Origin of the sequence: Bifidobacterium sp. ESL0690 (genome assembly GCF_029392315.1) — a bacterium.
GTDB lineage: Bacteria > Actinomycetota > Actinomycetes > Actinomycetales > Bifidobacteriaceae > Bifidobacterium.
Genome location: NZ_CP113939.1, coordinates 1,658,953 through 1,679,320, shown reverse-complemented (window position 1 = coordinate 1,679,320; position 20,368 = coordinate 1,658,953). Strand labels below are relative to the sequence as shown.

At 57.7% G+C, this 20,368-nt stretch carries 15 protein-coding genes and 1 other RNA gene; 12 read left to right on the top strand and 4 right to left on the bottom strand.

All coding sequences use genetic code 11. The annotated features are described in order from the left end of the window. The first annotated feature begins 27 nt into the window (after positions 1-27). The 6 genes from pgsA to OZX62_RS06690 all read left to right on the top strand — a co-directional run bounded on the left by pgsA (position 28) and on the right by OZX62_RS06690 (position 4,991). Complete coding sequence (gene pgsA, locus OZX62_RS06715) at positions 28-717, top strand: CDP-diacylglycerol--glycerol-3-phosphate 3-phosphatidyltransferase (protein ID WP_277175452.1); 690 nt, start codon at positions 28-30, stop codon at positions 715-717. Between the two features lie 211 nt (positions 718-928). After that, entirely contained in the window at positions 929-1,459 is a 531-nt protein-coding gene (locus OZX62_RS06710; protein ID WP_277177057.1) for a CinA family protein, read from the top strand. Between the two features lie 66 nt (positions 1,460-1,525). Continuing rightward, positions 1,526-2,038: a helix-turn-helix transcriptional regulator gene (locus OZX62_RS06705; RefSeq protein WP_277175451.1), complete on the top strand. Its 513-nt coding sequence runs from the start codon at positions 1,526-1,528 to the stop codon at positions 2,036-2,038. Positions 2,039-2,316: 278 nt separating this feature from the next. After that, positions 2,317-2,550 (top strand): DUF3046 domain-containing protein, encoded by a 234-nt coding sequence (locus OZX62_RS06700; protein ID WP_277175450.1) that lies wholly within the window; start codon positions 2,317-2,319, stop codon positions 2,548-2,550. A gap of 239 nt (positions 2,551-2,789) precedes the next feature. Then, positions 2,790-3,986 (top strand): recombinase RecA, encoded by a 1,197-nt coding sequence (gene recA, locus OZX62_RS06695; protein WP_277175449.1) that lies wholly within the window; start codon positions 2,790-2,792, stop codon positions 3,984-3,986. A gap of 528 nt (positions 3,987-4,514) precedes the next feature. Next, the gene (locus OZX62_RS06690; RefSeq protein ID WP_348519307.1) at positions 4,515-4,991 is read left to right on the top strand and encodes a regulatory protein RecX; all 477 of its coding nucleotides are present in this window, start codon (positions 4,515-4,517) and stop codon (positions 4,989-4,991) included. Here the strand turns inward: OZX62_RS06690 and rnpB are convergent. Next, an RNA gene (gene rnpB / locus OZX62_RS06685) (RNase P RNA component class A) lies at positions 4,990-5,369 on the bottom strand. The two genes, OZX62_RS06690 and rnpB, sit on opposite strands and share 2 nt — an antisense overlap. A 182-nt stretch (positions 5,370-5,551) precedes the next feature. Between rnpB and raiA the strand changes: the two genes are divergently transcribed. Together raiA and secA are read left to right on the top strand one after the other, a co-directional pair. Continuing rightward, complete coding sequence (gene raiA / locus OZX62_RS06680; protein ID WP_277175448.1) at positions 5,552-6,244, top strand: ribosome-associated translation inhibitor RaiA; 693 nt, start codon at positions 5,552-5,554, stop codon at positions 6,242-6,244. Between the two features lie 269 nt (positions 6,245-6,513). Next, positions 6,514-9,426, top strand: a complete 2,913-nt coding sequence (gene secA / locus OZX62_RS06675) for a preprotein translocase subunit SecA (protein WP_277175447.1) — start codon at positions 6,514-6,516, stop codon at positions 9,424-9,426. Positions 9,427-9,532: 106 nt separating this feature from the next. On the opposite strand, the gene OZX62_RS06670 is transcribed toward secA, so the two are convergent. Next, a complete protein-coding gene (locus OZX62_RS06670; RefSeq protein WP_277175446.1) occupies positions 9,533-10,168 on the bottom strand; it encodes a hypothetical protein in 636 nt (211 codons plus the stop codon). 85 nt (positions 10,169-10,253) lie between these two features. Between OZX62_RS06670 and OZX62_RS06665 the strand changes: the two genes are divergently transcribed. Then, the gene (locus tag OZX62_RS06665; protein WP_277175445.1) at positions 10,254-10,955 is read left to right on the top strand and encodes a lysophospholipid acyltransferase family protein; all 702 of its coding nucleotides are present in this window, start codon (positions 10,254-10,256) and stop codon (positions 10,953-10,955) included. 3 nt (positions 10,956-10,958) lie between these two features. Here OZX62_RS06665 and OZX62_RS06660 read toward each other — a convergent pair whose 3' ends face one another. Together OZX62_RS06660 and OZX62_RS06655 are read right to left on the bottom strand one after the other, a co-directional pair. Then, entirely contained in the window at positions 10,959-13,370 is a 2,412-nt protein-coding gene (locus OZX62_RS06660; RefSeq protein ID WP_277175444.1) for a Stk1 family PASTA domain-containing Ser/Thr kinase, read from the bottom strand. 99 nt (positions 13,371-13,469) lie between these two features. Beyond that, positions 13,470-14,657: a polyprenyl synthetase family protein gene (locus tag OZX62_RS06655; protein WP_277175443.1), complete on the bottom strand. Its 1,188-nt coding sequence runs from the start codon at positions 14,655-14,657 to the stop codon at positions 13,470-13,472. 223 nt (positions 14,658-14,880) lie between these two features. Here OZX62_RS06655 and OZX62_RS06650 point away from each other — a divergent pair, with 223 nt between their 5' ends. From OZX62_RS06650 to OZX62_RS06640, 3 genes are all read left to right on the top strand, one after another. Beyond that, on the top strand, positions 14,881-15,870 hold the full coding sequence (locus OZX62_RS06650; protein ID WP_277175442.1) for a hypothetical protein: 990 nt from the start codon (positions 14,881-14,883) through the stop codon (positions 15,868-15,870). Between the two features lie 242 nt (positions 15,871-16,112). Continuing rightward, positions 16,113-17,573, top strand: a complete 1,461-nt coding sequence (locus OZX62_RS06645) for an RNA polymerase sigma factor (RefSeq protein ID WP_277175441.1) — start codon at positions 16,113-16,115, stop codon at positions 17,571-17,573. 191 nt (positions 17,574-17,764) lie between these two features. Next, positions 17,765-20,275: a DNA topoisomerase IV subunit B gene (locus tag OZX62_RS06640; RefSeq protein ID WP_277175440.1), complete on the top strand. Its 2,511-nt coding sequence runs from the start codon at positions 17,765-17,767 to the stop codon at positions 20,273-20,275. Positions 20,276-20,368: the final 93 nt, after the last annotated feature.

Here is a 20,368-nt window from a genome sequence, read left to right as displayed (position 1 = left end):
TATCGTAGCCGCGCTAAGGTATTGGTTATGCAACAACGAGATGGGAAACAATCACTTCTGGACGGGTGGAACAGTCCACCGAATCTGGTGACCTACACGCGCATCGTGCTGGTCCTGATATTTTTGTGGGCCGACATCGCCGCAGGACCATGGGGGCAGCGCAACCCGTGGCTGCGTTTCGCCGCAGCGATGCTGTTCATCGTGGCCGCTTCGACCGACAAACTTGATGGTTGGATGGCCCGTACCTATAACCAGGTTACGGAGCTGGGCAAACTGATGGATCCCATAGCCGACAAGCTGCTGATCTGCTCGGCCCTTGTCGTCGCCTCGGTGTTCGGCGAGGTGCCGTGGTGGGTGACGGTTCTCTTCCTCATCCGTGAAATCGGCATCACTGTCATGCGCTTCTTTGTCATCGACACCGGCGGCAAGGTCATTGCGGCCGAGAAAGCCGGCAAATACAAGACGCTTACCCAGTGCATTGGTTTGGGCATGCTGTTGATGCCGGTCTGGGCACTATCCCCGAATATCACCAATCCGGGCCTGGTCGCTTTTGGCGGTGGTGTTCCCGCATTCTCCCATATCGGGGCGGGGGTTCCGGTTTGGTGGTTCTGCTATTACACCGTCACCGATATGCTTATCGGTATTGCGTTGGTTCTGTGCCTCTATTCCGGATATATTTATGTCCGTAATGTGGTGCGGGCGCGAAAAACCAAGTAGGAGCTTGTAGAATCTGCCCCAAACCAATTACTTACCGAATGGTAGGCGGGTTTGGGGCGTTTTTATCGGTTGAGATATGTCGGATATCCTTGTTACCTATAGATTGCCCATTGAAGGAGGGAACATGCGGGAATATATGGAAACACCCGATGGGGCCTCGCAGGCTATACAAAATCTGAAAGGCATGATTGCCAGCGGTGCAGTCTCGGAAATCCAACCGCGTTGTGACGAGCTGGCTGCCCATATCCTTGACGGAGCCAAAGCTCGAGGCTGGAAGATTGCCGCGGCCGAATCGCTGACCGGGGGGCTACTGGCCGATGCCTTCGTGCGTATTCCCGGGGCTTCCGACGTTTTCCTCGGTTCGGCGGTGACCTACGATATCAACGCCAAGGCGAGCGTACTTGGAGTGGATGCGGATTTGCTGGAGCATGAGGGTGCCGTGCACCCGGAAGTGGCCCGGCAGATGGCGTTGCGAACTTCCCGACTTTACCGTCAGCCGCAATATGGTGATAAAGTTCTAGGACTATCGACCACCGGTGTGGCCGGTCCGGGCCCTGACGGCGACAAACCTGCGGGCCTGGTTTATATCGGTATCAGTGTTCCCGCTAACAGTAATACCGATATTCGTCGGACGGCCGCCGCCAAGCTGCGGCTTTCCGGCTCGAGAGAAGAGGTTCGGAGACTTAGCGTACTGAATGTATTGCAGCTTGTGACGCAGCTCACAACGCTCACAGAGGAATAAATGCTCCCCTCAACTGTTGATGAAAGTGACAACATGAACAGCACTAGGTAAAAGAGGGGTGGCGTAATGGAAACGATGACTCGACCACAGGAGCAGATGGGAATGAACACGCTTGCATCAGGGGCGACGCGCCCAAGCAATGCGCGCAACAGGGACTTGACCCCTGCTCAGCGACGCGCGGTGGCTTTCGCGCAACAACAGGTTTTGAAAGCACGTGCCGCCAAGAAGGCGAAGGATGAACGCCAGGCGGTACTCAACAGGATGTGGCAGGAGGAGGACGCCGAGCAGTCCAAGCCTCGGGCGGCCGCACGCAAACACGATACCGACGGCGAAAGCCGCGACATTTCGTTGCGTGAAGCCATCGGGCACGTGCTGCGCGACCTGCGTACCCGCGACCACAAGACCCTGCGTGAGGTCAGCGAAAAGGCCGGCGTCTCGCTCGGATATCTTTCCGAAGTCGAACGCGGGCAGAAGGAGGCCAGCTCTGAACTGCTGGCGTCCATCGCCGAATCGCTGGGCCTGAGCACCTCGCAGATGCTGCGTATGGTGGCGGATTACCTCGATTATAACGAGGCGTGACCTGCAGGTTTCATACCACTTTATTGAAGAGCTCATCGGCTTAGGCCGGTGGGCTCTTTTGGTGAATGTCGATATATCTTACCGATATTGGCGCTGCCGTCATTTCCCTTTTATTGCGTTTCGAATCCGCGGTTGCAATTAAAACCAGCGTTGCGAACTCATTGACAGACTGTTGCCGTTCTGGTACAGAAGACGTTGTTTGATACGGCAAAGTCAAGGATTGTCCCGAGAATTTCGCGCATAGATTCGTATTCGACTGCGCTGATAGACTTTTCGGTGTGAAAGAACGTGAATTTTGGCAGTTGTTGGAAGAAGTGCTCGGGCGAACGTATGGGCGCTCGCTGGCGCATGATCAGGTGTTGACGGCGCTTGACGACATGACGGTGGTTGAGGCGCTCGCTGATGGCGTCGAGCCCCGTGTCGTCTGGAATGTGCTGTGTGACCAGTTGCAGATTCCCGATTCGAAGCGTTGGGGCAAGGACCACAACGCGCCGCCGCTGCCGGCGAAATAAATTCTGCAGGCTTTAGCCTTCGGCAGCCCTTCAGCGCGCCTATTCGAACAAATGTTCGTATGTTGTTCTATGATTATTTTGTCAGTCAGGAACGGAAAAACGGGGTTAGGGTCTCAAAAGCCCGGAAAACCACGGCGTGTCGAAAAGGCAAGCATTCGACCACATAACCCCGTTCAGCTTGCATTTATGACGAATTGCTCCGTATTCTGGTAGTGCAGGAGCGGACGTAAAGGAGAACGATGGCACAGCAATCAAAGACTGCGAAAGGCAGCAAAGCCAAGAACGCCGAGTCTCAGGCCAGCAATGGCGGGCATGGCATCGATCCGCGCAAGCAGGCGGCGCTCGACACCGCGTTGAAGCAGGTTGAAAAGGACTTCGGCAAGGGCTCGGCGATGCGGCTTGGCGACAAACCGGTGCAGAACGTCGAGGTCATTCCCACCGGTTCCCTGGCGCTCGATATGGCGCTGGGCATCGGAGGATTGCCGCGTGGCAGGATCGTTGAGATCTACGGCCCGGAGTCTTCCGGCAAGACCACGCTTGCGTTGCACGCCGTGGCCAACGCGCAGAAAAACGGGGGAGTGGCGGCCTACATCGATGCGGAGCACGCGCTTGATCCGGTATACGCCAAGAAGCTTGGCGTCGATACGGATTCTCTGATCATTTCCCAGCCCGACAACGGCGAACAGGCCCTCGAAATAGCGGACATGCTGGTGCGCAGTGGCGCGCTTGATGTCGTAGTGATTGATTCGGTGGCGGCTTTGGTGCCGAAGGCCGAAATCGAAGGTGAGATGGGCGACAGCCACGTCGGCCTGCAGGCTCGTTTGATGAGCCAGGCGCTGCGTAAGATGACCGGCGCGTTGGCCCAGTCCAATACCACCGCTATCTTCATCAACCAGCTGCGTGAGAAGATCGGTGTCTTCTTCGGCAGCCCGGAGACGACCACCGGTGGCAAGGCATTAAAGTTCTATGCTTCGGTGCGTCTCGACATCCGCCGTATCCAGACGTTGAAGAACGGTGACGAGGCCGTTGGCAACCGCACCAAAGTCAAGGTCGTCAAGAACAAGATGGCGCCGCCGTTCAAGTTCGCGGAGTTCGACATTCTCTACGGCGAGGGTATCTCCAGGGAGGGCTCCGTGCTCGATATGGCGCTGCAGTGCGATGTCGTCAAGAAGTCCGGTTCCTGGTTCACCTATGAGGGTGATCAGCTGGGGCAAGGGCGTGAGAACGTCCGCCAGTTCCTCAAAGACAATCCGGCTTTGACAGACGAGATTGAGCGTAAGGTCAAGATTAAGTATGGTCTGATCGAAGATGATTCCAAGTCTGATGACGGTGGGGATGGAGCCGGCGACTCGGCCCAGTCCGATGCCAACAGCAGTGCCGGTGCTTCTGATGGTGGCGGCAGTGCCTCGTCGTCTGCGTCGGGTTCGAAAGCCTGATTAACCGGAGTTGGTTCGATGATCAGCGTCGAGGAATTTCTACAGGGCCGTCATTTGCCAGATGCATCCGACGATGGCGGCCATGCTCCAACTGATGCGGATGATTCAGCCCGTTTGCAGGATACTCAAGATGTTGCTGCATCCGATTCGCCGGATATTCGTGCGATGGACAGAAGCCCTTTGTTGGCAGGCGTTCGCCGGTCTGAGGCTGGTCGGGAGAGTCAAGGTAATTCCGATAACGGTGATGAAGACCGTTCCGCTGATTGTTCCGGTGTCGGCGTCTCCCCGATCGGCAGCGCCGGTGAATCGAGTAGGGCTTCCAAATCCATGCGGTCCAAGCGATCGAATCGGGCCCACACCCATGCGGTTGCAGTGACTAGCAACTACACCAGCGGATTCGGTGGCAGTCTTGATGCCGAGGACGTGTCCAACGGACGGCCTCAAAGGCGCAGGAGATACGGCAAATATGGTCGCGGGCGCGGTAATACTCATTACCGAAAATACCGCACTGGTGCGCCGACGAGGCGTGTGCCGGACGATCCGGCCGACGTGGATGCCTGCCGTGAAGCGGCGCTGACTCTGCTCGATGCCGCAGCCCGTTCTTCCGGAGCATTGATCAAACGCCTGGTCAGCAAAGGCTACGACCCGGTGGTCTCCGAAGACGTGGTGATGCGTCTGGTCGATGTCCATCTCATCGACGATGAGGAATACGCGCGCTCCGTCGTGCGCAGCTGTGCCGGACGGATGCTCGGTTTCAGAGGCACGACTATGGAACTGAAACGCAAGGATGTCGACGATCAGCTCGCGCAGAGCGTGGCGTCTGAAGCCCAAGAACAGGGTGTGTTCGAAGATGCCGCCTGGCAGCTGGGACGCAAGGTTGCTGCGAAAACGGAAGGCCTGGATCTTCAGGTCCGCCGTCGTCGTTTCTGGAGTGCCGGCGGTCGCAAAGGCCATGACCCTGAAACGCTGCGTCGTGTCGCCCATGAACTGTTCGATAAAAAGTGAAGTGAGACCTCGTATACCCCGGGTTCTGTCGTGTGTTGCCACACGGATGATCATCCATCTCGACCTGACGTTGCCGCCAGGCTCCAGCAGCCTACCCGAAGGCCGGGCGAGCAGCCCGTGCCGGGAAACCCCGACGTGCCTTCTGCTTGGCCTTGCTCCCGATGAGGCTTGCCAGCGGCCAGCTGTTGCCAGTGGCCCGGTGGTCTCTTACACCGCCGTTTCACCCTTACCCGGCCGAAGTCGGGCGGTCTGCTTTCTGTTGCGCTTGCTCTCAGGTCACCCTGGGCGGACGTTATCCGCCATCGTGCTCTGCGGAGCCCGGAAGTTCCTCAGCCGAATCGGTAAACCGAATGCGGCCGCGACCATCAAGAGGTCTCACAAACACCTGATTATAGCAAACGTGAAAGCACGGCGTTGCGGAAAAGCGAAAGGCGTATTTTCCGGGTAACATTCAGCTTGCCTCAAGGTAAGACGCTAGACTGGAACTAGCAGCACAGCAGTGATGTTGCTGCTGGCACATCAGGCGGGGCAGACCCGCCGAACCTAACAGGAGGTCGACCATGGATATTGTCGTCACCGGACGTCACATGCAAGTCAATCAAAAGTTCCGTGATGTTGTGGACACGAAGATGAAGCGTGTCACGTCGATTGCCCCGGACGCCGCGCGCGCCCAGATCGTCGTTTCGCGCGAAGGCAACCCACGCCAGGCCGACACTGCCAAGCGCGTAGAGATCACCATCGAGGCCGGCGCCACCGTGGTACGCGCCGAAGCCTCGAGCTCAGACGAATACAGCGCCCTCGATATCGCGCTGGACAAGCTGACGCTTCGTCTGCGCCGCGTGCGTGATCGCCGCAAGAGCCATCGCCCCACCCGCAAGGAACAGAAGACCGTCGACATGGGTGTGGTGCCAATCGATGAGCCGATCAACCCTGAACCCACCGCGCTGCAGGAACCCGAAGAGATGGAGCATCCGCTTTCCACCGATCTCGGCCCCGGCGAGAGCGTCGAGGTGCAGGTCGGGGATACCCCGATCGTTATCCGTCGCAAGCTGCATATCGCCGAGCCGATGACCATCGACGAGGCACTCTATGAGATGGAGCTCATCGGTCATGATTTCTTCCTCTTCGTCAACAGCGAGACCCATCGTCCGTCCGTCGTTTATCGTCGCCACGGCTGGAGCTATGGTGTCTTTGAAATCGATACCGCTGAAAACGTCAAGAAGGCGCAAAAGGCCGCGAAGAACAAGAAGTAGATATTGGGGTCCACATTCGGCAGGTTTTGAAGCCGACGGCCTGATGAAGGGCTTATAAGTAAGTGGATGCCAACGATAGATTCTCATCGACCCACCGGAAACAGACCGGTGGGTCGATTCATGTATGGTTGTAAATCATCGGATTTTGCAAGGTTGTGCAGACGATAATGCGGAAAATCTGCGCCGTCGCGTAAGATAGTCGCTAGTCTGTGCCAAGCCTCGGTTGGCTTGGTCTTGCTCGTTTATGGGAAACGAACTAGGGAGCGAAATTGGTAGATATCGTCGATAAGGCCCTCCGTATGGGCGAAGGCCACCAGATCAAGAAGCTTGAGAATGTGGCCAAGGCGACTAATGCGCACGAAGATGAGATTGCGGCGCTGAGCGACGAGGAACTCGCCGGACAAACGGCGAAGTTCAAGCAGCGTCTCGACAACGGCGAGGATTTGGACAAGCTCATGCCCGAGGCTTTCGCGACGGTACGCGAAGTCTCCAAGCGCACGCTCGGCCAGCGGCACTTCGACGTGCAGCTCATGGGCGGCGCGGCCCTGCACTGGGGCAACATCGCCGAGATGAAAACCGGTGAAGGCAAGACCTTGGTGGCGACGCTTCCTTCCTACCTCAATGCACTGAGTGGAGAAGGTGTCCACATCGTCACCGTCAACGACTACCTCGCCAGCTACCAGAGCGAGCTGATGGGCCGTATCTTCCGCTTCCTGAAGATGAACGTCGGCTGCATCATCACCGACCAGAAGCCCGCCGAACGCCGCAAGCAGTATGAAGCGGACATCACCTACGGCACCAACAACGAGTTCGGTTTCGATTACCTGCGCGACAACATGGCGTGGGAAAAGAACGAGCTGGTGCAGCGTGGCCATCATTACGCCATCGTCGATGAGGTCGACTCCATCTTGATTGATGAGGCCCGTACGCCTTTGATCATTTCCGGCCCTGCCGAAGGCGGCGTCACCCGCTGGTACCGCCAGTTCGCCAAGCTCGTCACCAAGCTCACGCGCGACGAGGACTACGAGGTCGACGAGAAGAAGAAGGTCGTCGGCATTCTCGACCCGGGCATCACCAAAGTCGAGGACTTCCTCGGTATCGACAACCTTTACGAGCCCAGCAACACCGCGCTTATCGGTTACCTCAACAATGCCATCAAGGCCAAGGAACTCTTCCTGCGCGACAAGGACTACGTCGTCACCGGCGGCGAAGTGCTCATCGTCGACGAACACACCGGCCGTGTGCTTCCCGGCCGTCGTTACAACGAAGGTCTCCATCAGGCCATCGAGGCCAAGGAAGGCGTCGAGGTCAAGGCCGAAAACCAGACCTTCGCGACGATCACCTTGCAGAACTACTTCCGTATGTACGACAAGCTCGCGGGCATGACCGGTACTGCAGAAACCGAAGCCGCCGAGTTCATGAACACCTACAAGTTGGGCGTGCTGCCGATTCCGACCAATAAGCCGATGATTCGTGTCGATCAGGACGATTTGATCTACCGCACCAAGAAGGAAAAGCTCACCGCCATCATCAAGGATGTCGCCAGGCGCTACAAGAAGGGCCAGCCGGTCCTGCTCGGCACCGCTTCCGTCGAGTCTTCCGAAGTCGTTTCCTCGCTGCTTGACGTAGCCGGCATTCCTCATCAGGTGCTGAATGCAAAGCACCACGAGAAGGAAGCGGCGGTCGTCGCCGTCGCCGGTCGTAAAGGCGCCATCACCGTGGCCACCAACATGGCTGGCCGTGGTACCGACATCATGCTTGGCGGCAACGTCGAGTTCCTTGCCGATCAGAAGCTTAAGAGCGAAGGCTATTCCGCCGACGATACCCCCGAAGAGTACGAGAAGCGTTGGCCTGGAACCTTGGCCGAGATGAAGGAACAGGCCAAGGATGAACATGAGGAGGTCACCAAACTCGGTGGTCTTTACGTGCTCGGCACCGAACGCCACGAATCTCGCCGTATCGACAACCAGCTGCGTGGCCGTTCCGGTCGTCAGGGCGACCCGGGTGAGTCCCGCTTCTACCTGAGCCTCGAAGACGATTTGATGCGTCTCTTTAACACCCAGCTCGTCGCGCGAGTCATGGCCAAGGGTCTTCCGGAGGGCGAGCCTATCGAGTCCAAGAGCGTTTCCAAGGGTGTGCGCACCGCGCAGAAGTCCGTGGAATCCCGCAACTTTGAAATGCGTAAGAACGTCCTCAAATATGATGACGTGATGAACAAACAGCGCAAGGTCATCTATTCCGAGCGTCAGGCGGTGCTGCGCGGTGTCGACATCCATGAAGATATTTTGCGCTTCATCAACGAAACCGTTGAAAGCTACATCAAGGGCGCCAACAACGGCAGCGACAAGCCCGATGAATGGGATTGGGACGGTCTGTTCAGCGCGCTGAAGACGGTCTACCCGATTTCCGTTGAAGAGGACGACGCCAAGAAGAAGGCGGAAGGACTCAAGGGCGAAAAGGCCGTGGACGCCGTCAAGGAGTTCATCGTTGACGATGCCAAGAAGCAGTACGCCGGCTATGAAGACAAGATCGGTGCCGACGGGCTGCGTCAGCTTGAACGTCGCGTTGTGCTCGCGGTGCTTGACAAGAAGTGGCGTGAACACCTCTATGAAATGGATTACCTGAAGGACGGCATTGGTCTGCGCGGTATGGGCCAGCGCGATCCGTTGGTCGAGTACCAGCGCGAAGGCTTCCAGATGTACAACAAGATGATCGACGCCATCAAGGAGGAGAGCATCCAGCTGCTCTTCCATGTCGACATTCAGCAGGTCGCCCAGACCGAGGATGCCGAAGCCGAAACATCTGCCGAGGATGAGGCTGTCGATGCTGCTGCGCAAGCCGCTGGAGTCGGGTCTGTCGATGACGGTGAAGCCGCTGAATCCGAAGCCACGGTCGCCTCCGCGCCTTCCGATCCTGATGCCACCGATGAGGACGCCGAGGAAGCCGATATCGCCGAAACCGAAGAGAGCGACGAAGGCAACCCCGAGCCGAGCATCGTCGGTCCGGAGCCGATGAGCCACGCCGAGGGCAAGGTTCCGGCCAATAAGCGTCCGAAGGCCGAAGAGCTTAAGAGCCCGTGGGCCGATGGCAGGACGTTCCCCGGCACCAAGAAGAACGATCCGTGCCCCTGCGGTTCGGGTCGCAAGTACAAGATGTGCCACGGTCAGAACGAGAAGAAGTGAAGTTCACAATGATTATCCGGTAGACCGAAATCGCCGGATATGAGAAGCGGTGGCTGACAATTGCATTTGTCAGCCACCGTTTTATTCGTCTATATGGTGCGAATTTTCAGACCCTGGACCCGTCGTCGTAATAATCCGTCTGCGTCTGGTGGAATCCTTTGTGCCGACTTAAAAGGCCCACGCCGCCGATTAAGGCGCACAGACCGAAAATGATGCCAAGGGTGGTCATGAATCTGCGGAAAAACAGTGCGGCGATCAGTCCGATAATGCCGATGATGAGCAACGCCCAGAACACGACCTTGACAGGATTGAGATGGCCGAGGTCGGGGTTCGGCGGCGTGAAGTCGTCCAAACTGTCCATGTCATCAACGGTGTCCAGCCAGCTTTTACCTTCGAAATCGCGTGGTCCATGCGCTTTTGCGGACGAAGATGATGATGAGGAGGAAGAAGAAAATCCGTCGGTGAAGGAATCCGGCGTGATGTCATCCACGGAAAGAAAGGCCTTCTTCTCCTCGCGTTTCGCATGTTTCTCGAAGCGCTTGGCATTCCTGGAACTGCTGATGTCGTCGAGATCATCGGCATGCTCGGCCTCGAACTGCTTCCAGGCGTCCTCAACGGATGCAGCGTCGGAAGGGGTGCTATGAACGCTCCCTTTTCCCCCCGATGCGGCATCGGAACCGGCGCTGGAATCGGCGTCGTCTCGCTTGTCGTCACTGTTGTTGCTATCCTTGAGGCTAGTCATACCGACCACTCTAACCCAGCGGTCGGCCAATTGTGTTTCTAAGTGCATGCCTGTGAGACGTGCGTGAACCAGGGAGGGAGAGCTCGTGCTCTATTGGTTCTTTGTCAAGGGGCTTGGCCCGATTGCTCGGTGGCGTATGCATCCGAAAGGCGTCGGCGTTGAAAATATTCCCAAGACAGGTGGTGGCATCATCGCCTCGAACCATCTGGCCGTCATCGACGACGCGCTGATTCCGCTGACCAGCCCGCGCATGATCCATTTCATGGGCAAAGCCGAATATTTCGAAGGCAAAGGCATCAAGGGCAAGTTCATCAAATGGTGGTTCACCTCCGTCGGCGTGTTCCCGGTGGACCGTTCCGGCGGCTCGAAATCGCTTGGCGCGCTGGCTCACGCTCGCGAGATCATCGAGGACGGGCATCTCTTCGGTATCCATGTCGAAGGCACACGTAGCCCCGACGGCAGGCTCTATCGCGGCCATACCGGTGTGGCCAAGCTTGCGCTGGAAACCGGTTGCAGCATCATTCCCACGGCCGTCATAGGCAGCAGAAAGATACAGATGCCCGGTCAGGTCATCCCCAGCTCGGGGCATACCAAGGTGATTTATGGCAAGCCGATTTCGGTGCGTAAAGTCGACCCGGAAACCATCACCCACGACGAGCTGCGCGAGCTGACCGACCACGTCATGGCCGAAATCGACAAGCTCAGTGGTCAGGAATACGTCGACGAATACGCCCAGACCGTCAAGGCGCGGATGAAGAAGGCGCAAGAAGCCAAGCAGACGAAATAATCCTCAGACTACGGTAAGCGTGACGACAGTGGGATTGCCGTCGTTGCCGCGTACGCGAACCTGCGCTCCGGGATCGGGGGACTGGAAACGGACCTGGTGGGTAAGGTCGCCCAAAGGTGCCGAAATCTTGACCTTCAGCCCCAACGCCTCCAGAGTTTTCTGTGCGTCGCTTTCGTTCTTGCCGCGCACGTCGGGTATGGTCACCGTCTCGGGCCCTTTGGAGACCACGACATCGACCTTGTCGCCCCAATGCAGCTGGGTGCCGGCCTTGACCGATGTGGAGATGATGGAGCCGGCCGGGACCGTATCGTTGAATTCCTCGGTGTAGTTCGGCTTGAGTTTCGCGTCGTTGAACGCCGCCTGCGCGTCGTCTTTCGAACGTCCAATCACGTCGGGCATGCTCACCGGCATCGGCCCCTTGGAAAGGATCAGCGTCACCTTGCTGTTGTGCGCGATGGTGGTTCCGGGCTTGGGGGAGACGGATTTTGCAGCTCCGGCGGGAAGGTCTTCGGAGTATTCGTCCTTGCTTTCCTCATGGACGATGTTCGTGAAACCGGCTTGGGAGAGCGTTTCCATCGGTTTCTTGCCGTCGGCGCTCGATGGGTCAAGGATGTCTTTGGGAATGGTGACGTGTCGGACGCCCCTCGAAACGACCACCTTGAGCGTCGCCTTGGTGCGCTTGCTTACGTGGTCTCCCACGTTGCTGGGATCGGTTGAGATGACCGAGCCCTTGGCCACCTTGTCGCTGAATTGCTGGGAGACTTCATAGGGAACCCCGGCCACCTTGAGGGTGCTTTCGTACGGTTTCCATTTGACGTCGGTGATCTGGCATACGCTGCTCTTCTCACAGCTCAGGTCTTCGGGCTTTGGCACGTTGTAGTAGCTGCCGGGGCCGAGGAAATACCACCATGCCACGCCGCAGGCTGCGAGTACCGCCAAAAGCGCCAGAATGATGGTGGTGATGACCACCGGTTTGCGCAGTTTCGAACGCTTCACAGGCTTGGTCTTGGTAACGGGATTATTGCCAGCCAAATCCTCGGACTGACCATTAGCTGGCGCATCCATCAAACCGATGGTCATGGTCGGGTTGTTCGCTGCGGCCGATCCGTCGTTGGCCAGTGTGCGGCCCGCAATGGCCTGCGTGGCGGCGTTGGGCGCCGATTGGCGCTCGTACGTGTCCGGTTGTATGGTCTGCGTCGCCCCGAACGCCGGTGCGTCGGCCGAAGCCGTCGGCGTTGTAGCGTTCGTCGAAGACTCCGGGGTGGTAAAAATGCCGGAGGCAGCAGAAGACTCAGCTGTAGGGGATGTTGACGCCAGTACTGAATTGGGTTGCGTGGGATTTGAGGATATGCCGTTTGATTCGGTTGCAGATGTAGGAGGAGCTGGTACTGCATTTTGGTAGATGGCCTCGCCGCCATCGTTATGTGCGAGGTGGGAAGGTGCGGTGTCGGCAGCCGTGGAAGCCAGTGGCGCCGCCGTGCCGACGAGTGGGGAAGTGGTTCCTTTCCCGGCGGTGCCGTCGCGTTGATTCGACGGAATATAGCGGTATTGCCATCCATCGACTCCGATACGTGAGCTCAGCGTCTTCAACTCCTGCAGCGCGGCCGCGGCATCGGCGGGACGGCCTTCGACCGCACGGGCCGTCAGATGACTGATAAAGGAGGAAATCGAAGGGTCGATGCCCGGGCAGACGGTTTGAAGCGACGGCACGTCCTCGTGGACGTGCTTGAAAACCATCGTCACGGGGTTGTCCGAAGTGAACGGCACCTGCCCTGCCAGCATCTCCCAGGCCATGATACCCACGGAATACAAGTCGCCCTGTGGGGTGGCGATATTGTTTTCGATCATTTCCGGGGCGAGGTAGGCCGCTGTGCCCAAGAGCATGCCGGTGGTCGAAAGTGTCGCCTCGCTCATCGCTTTGGCCAGCCCGAAATCGGTGATCTGGACTCGTCCGCGGTCGTTTAAGAGAATGTTCTCGGGCTTGATATCGCGGTGAACCACCCCGGCCCGGTGCGCGCTGGCAAGCCCGTCCAAAGTCTGCGAAATGATGCGCACCGTCTCGTGGACGCTGAAGGTGCCGCGCTCGTTCATCTCGTGGCGCAGGTTGACCCCGTGCACGTATTCCATTACCAAGTAGTCGCGTCCGCCGGCCGTTCCGGAATCATAGACCTGCACGATATGTGGATTGCTGATGGCCGCGGCGCTGCGGGCCTCGCGGTGGAACCGGGCGACGAACTGGTCGCGGTGCGGGCCTTGCGCCAGCTGCGTGTGCATCACCTTGATGGCCACGACGCGTTCGAGACGTTCGTCCTTCGCCTTGTAGACCGTAGCCATGCCGCCGTCAGCGATCGGTCCCAAGACGCGGTAACGTCCGTCGATCAGTTGGGTTTGCGGCTCGTTTTCGGCTTCGCTCATGACTTGGTTGCGTTCCTTGGCTATTGGTGGGTACGAATGTCTCAATATTACATGCCGCAAGGTACGGAAAGGGTTTCAGACGGACGAATTATGAATGTATTACTTTAATTCGTCGGGGATGAAGTGCGTGCAAGCAGCCGTCAAGGTCGCGCGGCCTGCGGAGGTCATGTCCGTTTTGTCGATGGCGTTTTTGGTTTGCTTCCACAAATCATGGATGCGTTTGCGCGAAATATCGATGGCTCCGGTTGAAGCGAAGAGGTCGAGTACATTAGCCACTTCGGCCTCGTTGCGTGTCGGCTGCTGGTAAAAGTTGATCAGTCTGTCTCGGTCCGGGGTGTCCGCCGATTTCAAAGCATCGGCGAGCAGCACGGTGTGCTTGCCCTCGCGGATATCGCCGCCGACGGGCTTGCCGGTGGATTGCGAGGTGCCGGTTACGTCGAGCAGGTCGTCGGCCAGCTGGAACGCGATGCCCAAAGGCAGACCGATGTCGTGGGCGGCCTGGCAGGCGGTTTCCGGGCTCATGCCTGCGGCGCACAGCCCAAGCTCGAGAGGAGCGATGGTGGTGTAGCTCGCTGTTTTCCAGGCAAAAACGTTCAGTGAGGCGTCAATCAGCTTGTCCGGTTGCTTGAGACTGATGGTTTCCGCACCCAAATCCAGCGTTTGACCGATTTCCACGGCCCGTTGCATCTGGGCAAACGTATGCAGATTGTCGTTGGCATGTTGCAATTCCGGGCTTTCCAGAGCTCTTGCAGCGATATCGAGCGACGCGGTGGCAAGCATATTGCCCAACATCAGCGCCAGTCCGGTTCCGAGGTTGCTTGGTGCGTCCTGCCGTGTCAGAGCGACGTGGGCACTGGGCCGGCCACGCCGCAGCGGTGAATCGTCGATGATGTCATCGTGGACCAGAGCGCTGGTCTGATAGATTTCGATGGCGCAGGCCAGGTCGAGTATGGCGTTTGGGACGTTGTGGGTTGTTGCAAGGTTTTGGCCGGAAGCGTTGACTTCGGCTGCGGCTGCAGGGTCGCTATGGTTTTGTATTGCAATACTGCTGTCTTTGCCGATGTTTGCCGGAGCCGTTGAGACCTGATAGGACTCGAACGCGGCCAAGGCGAGTAGTGCCCGGAGCCGTTTGCCGCCGCGATTGGCGGTCAAGCCCTCGTTGAAGACCGCTTGCAGGGTCGGTTTGAGATTCGCCGACACATCATAGTGGCTATCCCCATCCATCCATTCCTTGCAAAGTTCGGCGATACGTCGGTCGATGACACGGTTATCCACACTTGCTTGCATAAGTCCCAAGATTATCCACATCAGCCTACTTGACTATTCACATCGCCTTGTAGCCCACTAAAACGTTGGAATTCCAACGCTAAGAAGCATCCGACCACAGTGGCCGGAATTTGCACGGAAAAGAAGCGAAGTGTGCCATAGTGAATCGGACAGGATGGTTTATCCGTTTTCCGGCGATTACCGGCAAGACGGATACCAATAAAAAGAATACAAAGGAGCAACCATGGCAAAGCAAACATCAACGAAGTCGAACGGCAAGACCTCGCAATGCAAACCGGCGTCAATGCCTTCGGATTCACGGTCTCATCGTGCGGCGGATAGCCGCAGAAAACCGAATACGGGCAACGGTTCCACTGCTAAGAACAAGCGGGGGACCAAGTCAAGGAAACGGGCGATGTATGGCATGCCGATGAATGCATCTGGGCCGAGCAAGAGCAAGAAACAAGATCAACCGTATCGCTGCTGTGACCAGTTTGACAATCAAGCCCGGCATGGTTGCAGTGATCGGCGCGAGGAATTTGGCAGGGGCGTCGATCTGGATGCCGTGGATGAGCAGATCATCGACGCCGCGATAGCGCACCATGCCGCGGACGTGCTTGGGGATTTCGCACAAGATTCCGAAGGATCTCGAGATCCCCAATTGGAAGCCTTGGCCCGTCGCTTGCAGAAGTGCAAAATGGAGAAAGGCATCGCGCAGGCGAATCGCGACTGGCTCGATGAGCCCTTCGAGGAATGGAACGACAACCTGCGCAATCATGTGCACAGCATGTCGGAGGAGCATGCGCTGGCGATTTGCGTGGCCATGGCGGATATGCTTTCCTCTCGCGATGCCCTGATTATGTCGTTGGTTGGGGCGAACCAAGCAAAAGTGGGGGTCAAGGCGATGCTTGATTTGGCGGCCGAACCACACGACCCTGCCAATGTCATCCGGCTTTATCGGCTCTTGGACGCCGCTTTCAACGACGCGGACGCCTCGCCCGACCTTGAACGTTGCGTCTGTGGAATCGACATGCTTGCGGATATGGCACAGCTGGTCTGCGGACGTTTCGAGGTGCAGCCGCTGACCGTCGCGGCGTATGGTTCTTGGTGGGTGGGCAGCGATGACGCGCTTGATTATGCGCGCGAGGCGCTGTGCCTGGATGAACAATGCACGCTCGCCCGCATTATCTGCTCTGCGATAAATCAGGGTTTGCGCCCGGCATGGCGGATGTAAACCGCAAAAGACATTCTCGCGCCGCGAAAAGACCGTCTTTAGCCATGGCTGAGTGCGAATCGAAAATGGTATGAATTACAAATAAGACATTTTCGCTACTTTTGACGAAGCCATTTGCTTTCGACGGGAATAATCGTCCTTGTTAGATGGTTGACTTTTATAGTCACGGAATTTGTAATGTGGTGGATTCGCGCTGTCTTGTAGGCGTGGGGATAATTTTCATTCACTTGAGGAGGGTACGTTTGGCCAAGAAGGAACAGGCAACAACCGTAGAGTCTGAGCAAAGCGAGGATACCAAAGTCACTCGCAAGTCGAAGGCCACCCGTTCGTCTTCTTCAACTGCGACGCGCAAGGCGACGGCCAAAACGAAGAAAACCGAGAAAACCACTGCTGCGAAAAAGCCGACAAAGACTTCAAAGTCGTCAAGAAAGTCAAAGAAGGACAAGGAAGCGACCAAGCAAAAGCCGGATAACGTTGATATCGAGGAGAATTCCGAAGATATTACTGACGACGACGAGCTTCAGGACGCCGATCTCGAAGACGTTGAGGAAGTCGACGAGGATGAGGATTTCGACGATCTGTCGGACGATTCCTCCGCTTTGCCCGATGAAGATGACGAGGACGAGAATTCTGAGCCCGAGGACGATGACGAGGATGATGCCGCTTCCCATCGCACGGCTGCCGCGTTGCCGAAGGCGAAGGGTGCGTTCGTCGTCAGCAATAATGACGACGATGATGACAATCTGACCCCTTCGGGCAACCCGAAGCGCCGTGTGGTTGCGGCCGGTGCCACCGCCGATCCCGTCAAGGATTACCTGAAGCAGATCGGCCGCGTAAGCCTGTTGAACGCCGAGCAGGAAGTCGATCTTTCCGAGCGTATCGAGGCCGGGCTTTACGCCCAGCATCTGTTGGATACGCAGAGCGAGGGCATGGACTTCAAGCGCAAGCGCGAGCTTAAGTGGGCGGCGAACGACGGCAAGAAGGCCAAGGACCATCTTCTGGAGGCCAACCTCCGTCTGGTCGTTTCGCTGGCCAAGCGCTATACCGGCCGTGGCATGCTTTTCCTCGATCTGATTCAGGAAGGCAACTTGGGCCTTATCCGTGCCGTCGAGAAGTTCGATTGGAAGAAGGGCTTCAAGTTCTCCACCTATGCCACCTGGTGGATTCGTCAGGCCATCACCCGCGCCATGGCCGACCAGGCCCGCACGATTCGTGTGCCCGTCCATATGGTCGAGGTCATCAATAAGCTTTCCCGCGTCCAGCGCCAGATGCTGCAGGACCTGGGTCGCGAGCCCACGCCCGACGAGTTGGCCCGCGAGCTTGATATGCCTGTCGAGAAGGTGCAGGAAGTGCAGAAGTACGGCCGCGAGCCGATTTCCTTGCACACTCCGCTCGGTGAGGACGGTGATTCCGAGTTCGGCGACCTGATCGAAGACACTGACGCCATCGCACCGAGCGAAGCTGTCGCATTCTCCCTCTTGCAGGAGCAGTTCAAGCAGGTGCTCGAGACGCTTTCTCCTCGTGAAGCCGGCGTCATCAAGATGCGCTACGGCCTCGAAGACGGCCAGCCCAAGACGCTTGATGATATCGGTCGTGTCTACGGGGTCACGCGTGAGCGCATCCGTCAGATTGAGTCCAAGACCATGTCGAAGCTGCGCCACCCGTCTCGTTCGCAGACGCTGCGCGACTTCCTCGACCAGTGAAATCACGTTTGGATACCCGCCGTTCCGTTACGGCGGGTTTTCCATATTGTATGGATGCTGAATCACAGGGAATCCAACGTTTTGCGACATCTTTTCGATTGGTGTGAAACGGTGTTGGCGAGGCTGTTGGGTATTCTAATAACTCGTGGCTAAAAGCCTGATAGTCATTGGTAAGGTAGGTATAGAAGCGAATGGTTGAGGAATACAGTGCCAAGAATTTGTCCGTGCTGGAAGGGCTTGACGCCGTGCGCAAGCGGCCCGGCATGTACATCGGCACCACCGACAGCCAAGGACTCATGCACTGCCTCTGGGAGATCATCGACAACTCAGTCGACGAGGCGCTCGCCGGTGCCTGCGACAAGATCGTGGTCACCCTGCATACGGACGGATCCATCGAAGTGGCCGATAACGGGCGTGGTATCCCGGTGGACGTCGAGAAGAAAACCAAGCTTACCGGTGTCGAGGTCGTGCTGACCAAACTGCACGCTGGCGCGAAATTCGGCAACTCCTCCTACGGTGCTTCCGGCGGCCTGCACGGCGTCGGTTCCTCTGTGGTCAACGCGCTGAGCTCGCGTTTGGACGTCGAGGTCGATCGCAATGGCAAGACCTACCACATGGCGTTCCATCAAGGCCATCCCGGGGTCTACGACGATCCGGACGCCGAACATCGTTCACCGGACAACAAATTCAAGAAGACCCGTAAAAACAAGCCGACCGAACTTGAGATTATCGGCAAGGTCACTCCCAAGACCACCGGCACGCGTATTCGTTATTGGGCCGACCCCGAGATTTTCAACGACACCGCACGCTTCAGCTACGAGCAGCTGATTGACCGTGTACGTCAGACCAGCTTCCTGGTGCCGGGACTCAAAATCGTGGTCATCGACGAGAACATTCCCGAGACCGGCGATGCGGCCGTTGACGACATGTTCGAGGTCGATACGCCGCAACCGGAGGAATCGGCTGCTGGCAACGGTTCCGGCGGCGTGGATGCCGCTGAGACTTCTGAAGCGCCTACATTGGCTTCCGTTTTCGATGGCGATGATGATTCTGAGGTTCCATTCGATGATTCTGAGGTTCCATTCGATAATTCTGCGGTTTCGTTCGGTGATTCCGAAAATGATGGAGCCAGTGACGGCAAGGAATTATCAGAAGAGAATGATGACGAAGCCAGCGATGCTGATGATGACGCTGAAACCTCAGAAAAAGACGATCGTTCATCAGATGAGTCTCAAGGCGAGAGTGACGTCGATAAATCCGCAGAAGCCAACGCTTCTCTGAGTGTCGAAACCGATGGGAGACCGGCACATCCGCATAAGCGCGTCGAGGAATTCCTCCATACCGGTGGTGTGAAGGACTTCGTCGATTTTCTCTCCCACGGAGAGCCCGTCTCGACCGTCTGGAGCATTGCCGGCGACGCCACCTATACCGAGGAGACGCAGGCAGTGGACGCCGACGGCGACCTGCATGCGGAAAAGATCAAACGCGACTGCTCCGTCAACATCGCCCTGCGTTGGGTCAACGGCTACGACACCACCATCCGCAGTTTCGTCAACGTGGTGGAGACCCCCGGTGGCGGCATGCACGTCGACGGTTTCCTGCAAAGCATCACCAAACAGGTGCGCAAGGCCGTCGAGGCCAACGCGCGCAAGCTCAAGGTCAACCTCAAAGATTCGAAAAACAAGGTCGAGCGCGACGACATCCTCGCCGGCCTCGTCGCCGTGGTCACCGTGCGTATCGCCGAACCGCAGTTCCAAGGCCAGACCAAGGATGTGCTCGGCACGGCTCCGGTGCGCCCGATAGTCTCGCGAATGACTGACAAGCAGTTCGGCGAGATGATCAACGGCTCGCGCCGCGGTTTCAAGGAACAGTCCGGCCGAGTGCTCGAAAAGATCGTCGGCGAGATGCACGCCCGCATCCAGGCGCGTAAGACCAAAGAGGTCACCCGTCGCAAGAACGCGCTCGAATCCGCCTCCATGCCGGCCAAGCTTTCCGATTGCCAGCCGGGCAACGACGACGTGGCCGAACTGTTCATCGTCGAGGGCGATTCCGCACTGGGCACCGCCAAGGCCGCGCGCAACTCCGGCTTCCAGGCTTTGCTGCCGATTCGTGGCAAGATCTTGAACGTACAAAAGGCCAGCATGACCCAGATCCTCGCCAACAAGGAGTGCTCGGCGATCATCCAGGTCATCGGTGCGGGCTCCGGCGCGAACTTCGACGTCACCCAGACCCGTTACGACAAGGTCATCATGATGACCGATGCCGATGTCGATGGTGCGCACATCCGCATCCTCCTGTTGACGCTGTTCTACCGTTTCATGCGCCCGCTCATCTCGCACGGCCACGTCTACGCCGCCGTGCCGCCGCTGCACCGTATCGCCTTGGCCGGAAAGCACAAGGGCGAGTTCATCTACACCTATTCCGACGACGAACTGGCCGGCAAACTCGCCGAGCTCGACAAGAAAGGCATCGCCTACAACCCTGACGTGCAGCGCTACAAGGGCCTGGGCGAGATGGACGCCGACCAGCTGGCCGACACCACCATGGACCCGCGCACCCGCATGCTCCGCCGCATCTCGATGGAGGAGGCTGAGGATGCCAGCGGCATCTTCACGCTGCTGATGGGCGACGAGGTGCCGCCACGCCGTCAGTTCATCGTCGACAACGCCGATGATTTCGATCGCACCAAGATTGACACCTGATCGTCTGATAACGATTTCGCTGTTCCTTGCCCATACTGCAATAATGACGGTATGGGCAGGTTTTTTATACAAGACGAAAACAGCTGTCTCGCA